Origin of the sequence: Ureibacillus thermophilus, assembly GCF_004331915.1 — a bacterium.
GTDB classification, from domain to species: domain Bacteria; phylum Bacillota; class Bacilli; order Bacillales_A; family Planococcaceae; genus Ureibacillus; species Ureibacillus thermophilus.
The window spans coordinates 2,617,249-2,629,112 of the sequence record NZ_CP036528.1; the positions used below are offsets into that span (position 1 = coordinate 2,617,249).

General features: G+C 36.2%; 9 protein-coding genes and 2 pseudogenes. 3 read left to right on the forward strand and 8 right to left on the reverse strand.

The features are described 5' to 3' along the window. Window positions 1-6: 6 nt before the first annotated feature. Window positions 7-522, forward strand: a complete 516-nt coding sequence (locus DKZ56_RS13065) for a DUF4871 domain-containing protein (RefSeq protein ID WP_208650379.1) — start codon at window positions 7-9, stop codon at window positions 520-522. A gap of 143 nt (window positions 523-665) precedes the next feature. Here the strand turns inward: DKZ56_RS13065 and DKZ56_RS13070 are convergent, their stop codons facing one another. The 7 genes and pseudogenes from DKZ56_RS13070 to DKZ56_RS13100 form a co-directional block, all read right to left on the reverse strand. Next, window positions 666-1,967 carry an NCS2 family permease gene (locus DKZ56_RS13070; RefSeq protein WP_208650380.1) on the reverse strand — a complete coding sequence of 434 codons (1,302 nt, stop codon included), beginning with the start codon at window positions 1,965-1,967 and terminating at the stop codon, window positions 666-668. 405 nt (window positions 1,968-2,372) lie between these two features. Continuing rightward, window positions 2,373-2,489 (reverse strand): annotated as a pseudogene (locus DKZ56_RS13075) (IS3-like element ISBce13 family transposase); the annotation flags it as partial. Between the two features lie 174 nt (window positions 2,490-2,663). After that, window positions 2,664-3,440 (reverse strand): sulfite exporter TauE/SafE family protein, encoded by a 777-nt coding sequence (locus tag DKZ56_RS13080; protein ID WP_208650381.1) that lies wholly within the window; start codon window positions 3,438-3,440, stop codon window positions 2,664-2,666. Between the two features lie 68 nt (window positions 3,441-3,508). After that, the gene (locus tag DKZ56_RS13085; protein WP_016839193.1) at window positions 3,509-3,736 is read right to left on the reverse strand and encodes a sulfurtransferase TusA family protein; all 228 of its coding nucleotides are present in this window, start codon (window positions 3,734-3,736) and stop codon (window positions 3,509-3,511) included. 67 nt (window positions 3,737-3,803) lie between these two features. Next, window positions 3,804-4,931, reverse strand: a complete 1,128-nt coding sequence (locus DKZ56_RS13090) for an MBL fold metallo-hydrolase (protein ID WP_208650382.1) — start codon at window positions 4,929-4,931, stop codon at window positions 3,804-3,806. A gap of 84 nt (window positions 4,932-5,015) precedes the next feature. Next, window positions 5,016-5,411, reverse strand: coding sequence for a DsrE/DsrF/DrsH-like family protein (locus tag DKZ56_RS13095; protein ID WP_016839191.1), 396 nt, complete (start codon window positions 5,409-5,411; stop codon window positions 5,016-5,018). A 19-nt stretch (window positions 5,412-5,430) separates the two neighbouring features. Next, a complete protein-coding gene (locus tag DKZ56_RS13100; protein ID WP_141603362.1) occupies window positions 5,431-5,991 on the reverse strand; it encodes a sulfurtransferase TusA family protein in 561 nt (186 codons plus the stop codon). 1,755 nt (window positions 5,992-7,746) lie between these two features. On the opposite strand from DKZ56_RS13100, the gene DKZ56_RS13110 reads away from it, so the two are divergent. Further along, window positions 7,747-9,021, forward strand: a complete 1,275-nt coding sequence (locus DKZ56_RS13110) for an ISL3 family transposase (protein WP_208650383.1) — start codon at window positions 7,747-7,749, stop codon at window positions 9,019-9,021. 709 nt (window positions 9,022-9,730) lie between these two features. Here the strand turns inward: DKZ56_RS13110 and DKZ56_RS13115 are convergent. Beyond that, window positions 9,731-10,861, reverse strand: a pseudogene (locus DKZ56_RS13115) (transposase); the annotation flags it as partial. Between the two features lie 229 nt (window positions 10,862-11,090). Here DKZ56_RS13115 and istB point away from each other — a divergent pair. Further along, a complete protein-coding gene (gene istB, locus DKZ56_RS13120; protein WP_208650384.1) occupies window positions 11,091-11,816 on the forward strand; it encodes an IS21-like element helper ATPase IstB in 726 nt (241 codons plus the stop codon). The last annotated feature ends 48 nt before the right edge of the window (window positions 11,817-11,864 follow it).

The following is an 11,864-nucleotide window of genomic DNA, read 5'->3' on the forward strand; positions in this document are numbered from 1 at the left end:
AGTCATATGAGGAATAAAATCATTATGTTGATTTCTGTACTATTGTTAATGACTCTTGTCGGCTGTAAAAATCTTGATGAAAACAAAAAGTTAGAGGAAAGCCCTACTTTTACATTACCCGTGACTTTTCATGACGGGACAAAGGGTGAGTATGTATTGATTGGGAAAGAAGGTAAGGTGGGAATTTTGGTTGGATCGGGTAACGAAGGTGAAGCAGTCGCAACAAGGTTTATTGCAAATCAACCGAATAAATATATGTGGCATTTTTGGGGAGAGGAAGATAAAATCAGCGGTGATTTTAAAGTAGTTGGCATTGATAAAGACGGAAAAGAACATCCCGTGCTGCTATCTGGCAATAATACAGTTTGGCAATACTCTAATGTTTCCATTAGCCCGAATAACGGCGCAGATTCTCATATTCCATCATCTATGATGTTCCCTACAAGTGGATTATGGAAATTAAAAATATATTTTAATGATCAATTATTTGAGGAACTCGTTATAAACGTTGAAGAAAGTTGATCTTCAACTAATTGATAAAGAGGCAGAGTTAACCGTTCGAAGATTAACTTTGCCTGTTGTTTTAACATAAATGGAATAATCCCCTAGGTGATTCTTCTGCACCAATAAAACAAGCCTCTCGCGAAATGAGAGGCTTTTCATTTTTAGTGAGACATAATCACTAACAGGATAATGAATAAAATCGCAAAGAGGTAAAGTAATGGATGAACCTCTTTACCCTTACCTTTCAGTAACTTAAATAATGGGTAAGAAATAAACCCGAATGCAATACCATCTGAGATACTAGACGTTAATGGCATGATTAAAATAACTAAAAATGCTGGAAATGCTTCTTCTACTTTATCCCATTCGATATGGCGAACAACACCAATCATTAAACTACCTACAATAATTAAGGCAGGAGAAGTAATAGCAGGTACACTTGCTAATGTAGCTGCTAATGGCGAGAAGAATAAGGTAATGACAAATAGCCCTGCAACTACTAACGACGTTAATCCAGTACGTCCACCTACTGCTACACCAGAAGAAGATTCGATATAGGCTGTTGATGGACTTGTACCAAACATTGAACCGATGATCGTTGTCATCGAATCACCAAGGAAAGCTTGACGTGCTCGTGGCAATTTATCATCTTTTAAAATACCCGCTTGTTTCGCAACGCCAATCATCGTACCTGTCGTGTCAAACAATGTAACTAAAATGAATGAAAATACTGTCCCATATAAACCATATTTAATGACATCGCCAAAAGCTTCAATTGGATTCCATACTAAAATCCCTTCTGGTAATGATGGCATTGAAATAACACCATTGAATGTTACATTGCCAGTTAATGCTGCAAGGATTGCTGTCACAATCATACCCCAGAAAATTGCACCGAATACACGGTACATCATGAAGATAGCCGTAACAAGAACCCCTACAATTGTTAACCAAACCATAGGGCTTGATAAATCTCCTAATCGGATTAATGTCGCTTCGTCATCTGTCACGACGCCTGCTGATCGCATGCCAATGAAAGCGATGAATAAACCGATACCAGCAGTAATAGCTAATTTTAAATTATTCGGTATGGCTTTCACGAGCATTTGTCGTAAAGGCGTTAAGCTAATAATAAAGAAAATAATACCCGCTACAAATACAGCAGAAAATGCTGTCATATAGTCAATTTCGCCTTTAGACGCTTGGACAACCGAGAATGTAAAGAATGCATTTAACCCCATGCCCGGAGCCATTGCAATTGGATAATTGGCAAATAGCGCCAACCATAATGTACCAAATACTGCCGCAATAATTGTCGCTGTGAATACTTGTTCACTAGGTACACCCGAAATCGCTAGAATCGAAGGGTTAACGATGACAATATATACCATTGTTAAGTAAGTGGTTAATCCTGCAAAAATTTCAGTTTTTACAGTTGTCTTATTTTCTTGTAGTCGAAACAAAAAGTTCAGCCCCCTAAATACGAACATTTAAAACAACAGAATTAATAATATTCGGTCTTTAGCTTAAATGCAAGTGTTTTTTACGGGAATTTTCTCTGTGTATCAAAATTTTAAAAATAGAGAAAATTAAGAATAAAGAATTCTTTCCTCTTACAAAAAGACTTAGTGGCAACAACTATTTTCTCCTTATAATGATGAAATATTAGTCGGTTTGAAGCTTCTGGTGTTAAATGGGGGATTTCATTAATACGGAACATTTTTTCGAGTTAGAGGTTAATATGTTCTTCTTTTACAAGGCACTTAGAAAAAAACTTTAATTAAAATTAGATTATCTCTCAAAAAATCTTCTATTAATAAGTCCTTAAACATACAAAAAGACCGTCAAAATGACGATCTCATAGTATTATTTAGAACGGACGCTAGATAACACCAACCATCACGAAGCGTATGGATATATGTAATATCAGCTACCCATTTTTCGTTGATTGTTGTTGTAGTGAAATCTTGATTTAATACATTTACCGAAAAAATTGAATTAAAAGAAGGAATAAAAAATTGGTGCTGGTTTATCGCCAACACCCATTTTCTTCTTTCTATTTATTTATTACTAAAATCTATCTCATAATACCTTTGAGAAGTCTAAAATTTTTTTGATTGATTTCATAAGATTTTTCCCATTGTTCATGTAACTTGCTTTTATAGTATATCCATCCATACTTTAATAGCTGTACCGATAATGAGAATCGCTAGAATCCACTTCAAAGTAGAAGGGTTCATTTTTTTACCAACCTTCACTCCTAAAGGTGAAGCAATCATACTTGCGACAATCATAATAATGGCTGGCAAGTAATCTACTTGCCCTGTTGATAGTTTCCCTACTGCACTTCCTATCGATGAAATAAACGTAACAGCTAAACTTGTTGCAATGGTCATGCGAGTTGGTATTTTTAATACGACAAGCATTATCGGTACAAGGAGGAAACCACCGGCTGCTCCAACAATCCCTGAACCAATTCCCACTATGAGAGATAAAATCGTTGCAAGTAGTTTATTGAAAGTGACTTGTTCTAACGGGATATCATCAATTTGCTTCTTTGGAATAAACATCATAATTCCGGCGATTAACGCCAAGATTCCGTATACAATGTTAACACCTTGTTCCGAAAAATAGGATGAACCAAAACTTCCGATGATACTTCCTATTAAAATTCCACTTCCCATATAGAAAATAAGGGATTTATTTAAATAGTTACCTTTTCGATATGCCCAAACACCAGCAAGAGAAGCAAAGAATACTTGTACAGCACTTATCCCAGATACCTCATGAGCTGTAAATGCGGTAAAGCCTAATAAAGAAGGGATATACAAAAGCATTGGATATTTAATAATCGATCCACCAATTCCAACCATCCCTGAGATAAATGACCCAACAAATCCTATTGCAAATATGGTTAGAATCCAAGCAATGTCCATGTTGATACCTTCTTTCCAGAAGAGGTGACACCCTCTCCCGAATGTCACCTCTCCTTTTTATCGATTCGTTATCCCTTTTTAATAATGAATTTGATTACATCCGCTTCAATCGATTGATCTAATATTTCATGTCCACTTGATTTAGCCCAAGCAGGAAAGTCAGATAGTGCGCCTTTGTCTGTCACATGCACTTCTAACACTTGACCTGTCGCTAACGTATCCATTGCTTTTTTTGCCCGTACAATCGGGAGTGGACAAGATAATCCTTTTGCATCTAACACTTGATTGACTTCCATTTCAAACGCTCCTTTTTAATTCTCATTAAAAAGGGGGAGTTTATCATTCTCCCCACCTGTTTCATACTTAACGTACCGCACAACGGTTTGGACCGATTTCCATTTCCATTTGTTCTTCTTCGTCTGGTGTCAATTTCCCCATATTTACTTGACGAATTTCTTGGTATGCATTTGGTTGTGGTGGCAAGTTTTCTGTTACTGTCTTACGGAATTCTTCTTCACTTTCAATATTTAAACCATGGTTTTCCGCAAATAGATCCCCTAAACGTTTTGCAACTGTTCCATCTTCATTCAACTCATCAATAATCATGAAGTGTGCAGGCAATACAATTAAATCTTCCGCTAACTCACGATAACGGCGATAAAGCGTTTCGCGAAGATCTCCTACCCAATCCTCAGCACGTCCTGCTAAGTCAGGTCGACCGATGGAATCAATGAATAAAATATCTCCTGTTAATAAATACTTGTTATCTACGATGAAGGAAGTTGAACCAATTGTATGACCTGGTGAATACAGAGCGCCTACTTCAATTTCGGAATTCCCAACCTTCACTGTTAAACCATCTTCCAATGGATTATATTCATAAACCACCTCATCTGCATCTTTTGGTGGTAAATAATATTTCGCCCCTGTTTCCTTTGCAATATGGCGTCCTCCGGAGATGTGGTCCGCATGTAAGTGTGTATCAAATACGTGGGTAATTTCCACATTTTTCTCTTTCGCAAACTTGATGAACACATCTTTAAAACGAACTGCGTCAATAATGGCAGCTTCACCATCAGAAATGACCATATAAGATAAGCAGCCTTTCCCTAGACGAACAAATTGATACAGTTCACCTCCATTAGTCAAATCACCTACTTTAATTGGCTCGAGGTAAGAGCTCCAAGCTTTCATACCCCCCTCAAGGTAGTACACATCGTATCCTGCATCTGAAAGCATTTCCGCAACCATGACAGAAGAGCCCTCTTTCGCACAAACAACTAAAATATCTTGATCGGACGGTAATTTTGGAAGAATTTCTTCCACACCTTCTAATAATTCAAAGTAAGGCACATTTAAATATTCAAATCGGTGTCCTTCAATTTTCCAATCTTCAAAATCTTCTCTGTTTCGTACATCTAAAATAAATAATGGTTGATTTTCGATTACTTTACGAGCTACTTGTGCTGATGTCATTTTTTGAACTGCCATTCCACTTACCCCCTGCAGGTATATTCTTGTGATATGAAGTGGAAGGGTAATCCCTTCCACTAAAGAATGGAATAAAACAAATGATTAAAACGTTAATGTTGGTGCAGCATCTTTTGCAAACTCAAGGAATGTAACTGCGCCACCTACATCAATTCCATCAATAAAGTCTTCCTTCGTTAAATTCATAACATCCATTGTCATTTGACAAGCGATTAATTTTACTCCCATCTCTTTTGCCATTTCTACTAATTCCGGAATACTTGGAACATTTGCTTTCGCAAATCCTTCTGCATAATGTTCTTTTCCTTCTGGAAGTGGCAATTGTTTCATCGCTTCTTTATGAATCAAGTTCAGACCCTCAAATGTAAAGAAGATTGCTACTTCTTTCTCTGTAGCAGCTGCTGCCGTTGCGATATTAAATACCTTATATGCATCAAATAATCCACCATTACTTGCAATAATTGCAACTTTATTAGACATTTTTCAAACCCCTCCGAATTTATAATTTTTTTATTAAATCGCCTTTCCAAGCACTCATTCCTGGTAAGACGTTATAAACTTTTGTAAAACCTTTTTCTACTAATTTTTGAGCAGCTAAATCACTGCGTGTACCTGTTCGACAAATGACATAGATTTCCTTGTCTTTGTCTAATTCATCTAAACGGTCTTCTAATTCCCCCATTGGAATGGATATGGAGCCTTCAATATGACCAAAAGCGTATTCCACTTCTTCTCGAACATCTAGAAGAATTCCGCCATTTTTCACTCGACTCAGAACTTCATCATTCGAGATTGTATGTTCAAATTTCTTTTCAACAACTTGCTCATTACATTTACGAATGTAATGAAACAGCACGCCATTTTCTTCAAACATACCGATATATTGATGTCCAACACTGTCACACCATGCTTTTAAGTCGGCAATTGAACCTTTATCGGTCGCTTTCACTTCTAATACTTGGCCTTCCTCGATACCTTCCATTGCCTTTTTCGTCTTCACAATCGGCATTGGACATGAAAGCCCCGTACAATCTAACTGTACATGTGCCTTTATCGACATCTCAAAACCTCCAAATACCTAATAGGGTATTTTATTTTAGAAAAATTTTTTGTTGAATATAAAATCAAAAATTTGCCGTCATGGAATCTTTTTCTTCATGTATGAATAAATATTTTATTACAGAAATTGTTTTTTCTTCTAATGTTGAATAGAACTCCAACACAAATTAGAGAAAAACTTGAATTGACAACAATACATTATCTTAAGATTGATGATTCGAAACCTCCTTTTCCCTTTCTTTGTTACTCTAACGATATCATATACCCATAAGGGTATAATGTCAACACTTAAATATTATTTTTACTGTTTTTAAAAGATTAACTTAAATTTCCAATACTTCTGCACAATTCCGTAAAGGAAATGTAGCCCTTAAAAGAAGGGAATTCTCTATTCAAGTCGTAAAATTGTTGATGGTAATTAATTTTTGTAGTGTTTGGCATTATGCATAAATTTTTGCATATTTGACGCTTTACATGGTGGCGGGCATGATAGGCTACTTTGCCTTGCAAAGACCAAATATAATTATGGCTTGCCCCCTTTGCAAGAAATCATGCCCGCAAAGGCTCCATGTCAAGTTGCAACACTATGCATTTGCAATTGCACAACTGTGTACTTTTTCATTGCAAAACACATAAGTTTATTGTCTATTGTGAAGGTTAAATAAATAATATATGTTTATGCGGTTTTGAAGCAATATTTGAACATAAAATAAATGGAATACACCTTTTGGTAACAGAAAAACCTAGCCCTATTGTTGTTTAATTACCAATACAGGCTAGGTTTAATATTATTATGCAATTATATTAGTTTCGCACTGTAACTAGTAGTATCTAACAGCATCATCGAAACCTTGAGTAATAGCTTGTCTATCTTTTTCATCTTCTGGTTGTCCAACACCAATTCCTACACCTGTACCACCAATAAGTAATACAGTTTTAGAAAATAGTGTTTCACCTACGTAACCATAGTTATAATTACCGATATATTCCGTATTTATTACTCTTGTTCCTGAATAAGTATAGGCTGTCCATTCTTTATACCAGTATCTATATCCTGGTTGAACCTTGTAGTCCCATGCTCCACCTTCTCTTACCTTACCTACGAAGTAACCTACTGCAGATGCATAAGCACTTTGCGGAGAGATTTTTAGAACAGCACTTAAGTAGTCTTCTAACTCCTTTTTGTTACGCTATCATAAGTGGATATGCGAACTACCGTTAATAAATAAAATGGATATAGTATTAAACTCGCTGTAAAAACTAATCCTATAATAGGGATTGGTCTATCCCCTTCGTTGTACATAGGAAATATATTTGTAAAAGAGGAAATAAATAAGAAAATGATCGGTAAACAAATAAATGGCCCCAAGTAATTCCACTTGTTTTGTTTTAAAAATTTTTTATTGAGCATATAGAATATAAAAGTGCTGGATATTATTAAAATTAAAATTAGCAATCCAATTAAAATGGATACTGTCCCTACCTCTAAATTAATAAATCTACTAATACGATAGATATTCAGCATAAGTTCTGCCTCTATCACATAAAAGAGGGCATAAATACTACTAACACATATCAATTTAAAAAAGTAATTCAAATAACCACCTCAAACTTTAAAAATTCATTTCGGCTCTATAATATTTGGTGTTGGTGAGTAAAAACCAGCACCAATTTTTTTGAACAAAAAAATGAGACAGTGACAAAACTCTGGTAAAATGTAATCGACCAAAACCACATTTACAAGGAGTGATGTCACATGTCTCATCATTATTCTATACGTAATTTATTAAATATTAAAGATAAAAATATCACATTTGATGAAAATTTTTGTGCAGAAGAACTCATTAAAGGGGTCCAATCAAAAGTCTTTTATGTCCAATTAACTTACCAACCAAAAGCGTGCTATGCTTGTGGACATGTCTTCGATGATCAAATCATTAAACACGGTTTTAAAACGTCTCTCATTAAAATGCCTAGTGTTTCAGGTTTTCATACCTATTTAAAATTGCGTAAACAGTGTTATTTCTGTAAACATTGTCATTCCACGTTTACTTTAAAAACGAGCGTCGTGGCTAAAAACTGTTGCATTTCCAACAATACCAAAGTATCGATTGCTTTAAACGCCAAAGATAAAATCTCCGAAAAAGATATTGCCATCAAACACAATGTATCTCATGCCACTGTCAGTAGAGTCATTGACAGCTTTTATAGTTACTATCAGCCGAATGTTCACTATCTTCCTAAGCACCTGTGTTTTGACGAGTTTAAATCCGTGAAATCCGCAACTGGAGCGATGTCCTTTATTTTCTGCGACTCTGAAACAGGGGAGATTGTGGATATCGTGGAGGACCGAAGATTACATGTCCTCAAAGAATATTTCTTACGGTATTCCAAGAAGGCGAGAGATGCGGTAAAAACGATTGTCATCGATATGTACAGCCCTTATATTTCCTTAATCCAAGAAGTTTTCCCTAAAGCGGAAATCGTACTCGACAAATTCCATATCCTCCAACTATTTAGCAGAGCTTTAAACAAAACGCGCATCAACGTCATGAATCGGGATAAAAAGAATTACAATAAATTAAAAAAATACTGGAAGCTCCTTCTGAAAGATCAAACAAAACTTGATTATAAGAACTATACATATCATCGTTGCTTTAAAAAGCATATGTGTGAGGTGGAGATTCTCCACTATCTCATTGATTTAGATTCTGAATTAAAAGCGTCCTATGAGTTATACCAATACGTTCGCCATTGCATCAAAACCAAAGACTTTGAGCTCCTAAAGAAAACATTAGAGAATAAACAAAATATCGTTTCCAGCTATATGAAAACCGCCATCAAGACAATCAACAAATACATCAATTACGTCGAGAATACGCTAAAGTACGATTATAATAACGGCATTTTAGAGGGGAGTAATAACAAAATCAAGGTGATTAAACACATTTCTTTCGGTTATCGATCCTTCTATCACTTTAGAAACCGAATATTCATTACCCAAAACTTAGCGAAAATAAAAACCGCTTAGGGGAACCTCGAATTTCCCCTAAGCTATCCGAATACATATTACCAAATAATGTCACTAGAATTTATTCACCAACACCATTTGACAAAGAACCCTTCGATATATTACCCATGAGCAACTCCCCATTTACATTTACTTTTATAATTCTTCTTTTATTCTACCATTAGATTTAATTTCTTTAAAATTAAGATTTACTCAGCATGTTCTATATAAAATAGAGAAGTTAATTTTCACTTCATCATCCTTAAATCGTTTTTTCTAATCTCAAAACTCCTTTTAAATTACGTTAAACTTTAAATTAAATTTAGTTGTGAACCATAAAATTTCCTAAAATAAAAGGAACCATAAAGTTTCCAAACGGAAATTTTATGGTTCCTGTCACAGATTTTGACGTTTATTGAAATTTTATAAAATTCATCTATGGAGACGGCGGGAGTCGAACCGTTTTTTAACACAAACGCTGATAAATCAATGTTTCCAAGTATTTTTCACATACTTTTTAATTGTACTAAATGCCAATTTAAATGACATATCATAAAACTTTGTTGGGGGCAAGTTTTAAATAACATGAGCATTTTGCAAAATTAGATTTTTTGGATAAAAGTATAAAAAATAAAGCACTCGACAAATAGCTACCAGCATGTTATTTTACAAAATATTACAATAATCTTGTTTTCGGGCATACCTACAGAATTTTTCACATTGAATTTTTTTAAGCGGCTTTCTTCCCTTTATTTTCCTTTGCCATCGCTAGCGCTGAAACAAGTAATACAATAGCGTTCAGGTAAATATGGCTCTTTACTTTCTCAATTCCCCATACATGTAGGGAGTTCGCCGTAAGGTAGCTTTTCATTCTTGAATTACAGCGTTCTACACTTGTCCTCTCGTTGTAAAGCTCTTTCCAACGTTTTGTATCACGGTGCGGATTGGAATATCGGCGCACATCCTTTTTGATGTCGACTTTTACCACCATTCCATAGTTGGAAGATGAACAGGCTGCCATTCCTAATGGGCAATCCACTTTGCCGGTTGCGTGAGGACATCTGAACTTGAGCTGGTCCTTATCAGCTCCCCAATAAGTCATTTCATAACCCATGGAACAACGCGGAGTTCCATTGGAAGAAATCCCTTCAGGAGGCTCTTTTTCGTTGCGCAAATTGAGCGGGATAATGGCTTGCGCTCCAATGTTTTTGGCTGATTCATAGTTTTTTAGTTGGTCATATCCGCCATCCATGATCAGAAATTCAATTTTGGATTTGGTACGCTCTGCCACTTGCTCGATTAATTCTGGTGCGACTTCTCCATCGTTCACATGGGCAGGGGTTACTTTTATGGCCATTGGCAGTTCGCTTGCGGTATCGACTGAAAGATGCATCTTATAGCCAAACCAGGTAATTTTATTGCCGAAGGAATCATATTTTGCGCCCCAATTGGCATTACCCGTTTGTTCACTACGCTTTTTGGGCTGTTTCTTTTCATAGGCATCAATGGCGGCACTGTCGATGGCCTGGTGGCTGCCGTCAATTATTCCTTCCTCCTGAGCTAACTGTACCAAGTCAAGGAAGATCTTTTCAGCCAGCTTTTTTTTGGTAAGTGCTGCAAAAACCCGGCTGAGAGTGGAGATAGACGGTGCGGGGCGATCAATCGATAAACCGCATTGATAACGGAAACGAAGGTCTTTATCCAATCGATGATGAAGGGCGGTAAAGGTGTCGATGCCTTCGAGTGGGGCAGCGATGAGAGCCCTTAGAATCCCTTCTCTGGAATGACCGTCAGCCCCTCGGGGTGAAGAACTTCTCAACTGTTTAGCATAAGGGCGTAAATCAAGCGAGCTAAAAAAGATATAAGTATTTACCGGGAAGAATTAAAGAATTTTTGTTGGTAGATAATTTAATTATTCGACGAAAACGATTAGAAGCTCTAGCTAGTTTATTAGTTTCTCATGACATGAAGAAGATTAATGAAGAGTTCTATGAATTAATTGCACAGGATAAGCTACCTAGTGATAATAATCCTTATGAAGTGGACTGGAGTAAATACGATTCATTAGCTCCTAGAGAGGAGGCTGTCAATTGAAACAGGACATTAAAGAATTGTGTAAGTCATTGAGGTTAGCTTATGTTGCGGATGTATACGAGCAAATACCGTTTGAAACTCCGAAACAATTCTTATATGGGCTACTTAAGGAGGAAATAAGATTAAGAGAAAAAGCGAGAGCAATCCGCTTGATAAAAAAGGCGAAGTTCTTAGATAAAAAGAGTTTACATGATTACGAGTGGACCGAACAACTTCGGTTCCCTCCTCACTTAACCAAAGAGGATTTGTGTAGCCTACAATTTATTGAGAATCGAGAAAATGTAGTTTTAGTTGGTTCACCCGGGACAGGGAAGACTCATTTAGCCACAGGACTAGGGAGAAAAGCTTGTGAACTAGGTTATGAGGTTCGTTTTTACCGTGTTGCCCACCTAGTTGAGGAATTAGAACAAGCTTTACGTAACAACCGTTTATCAGCATTTAGAAAACGGATGGAGAAGGTTGATTTGGTCATTTTAGATGAAATGGGATACTTACCATTTAGTAAAGAAGGAGCTGAATTATTATTCCAAATTATATCGGAGTTTTATGAACAGAAAAGCGTAATTATTACATCTAACTTAGAATTTAGTCAATGGAACCGGATCTTTACAGATTCTCGTTTAACAGCAGCGTTAGTGGACAGGCTAATTCATCACGCCCATATCATCTCTTTTCATGGCGAGAGCTATAGACTGTCCCACGCATTGTCGAAAAGGAATTAAATGGGTGGCAAACCTCTGCATTTTTAATTGCATTTCTCTGCACTTTTC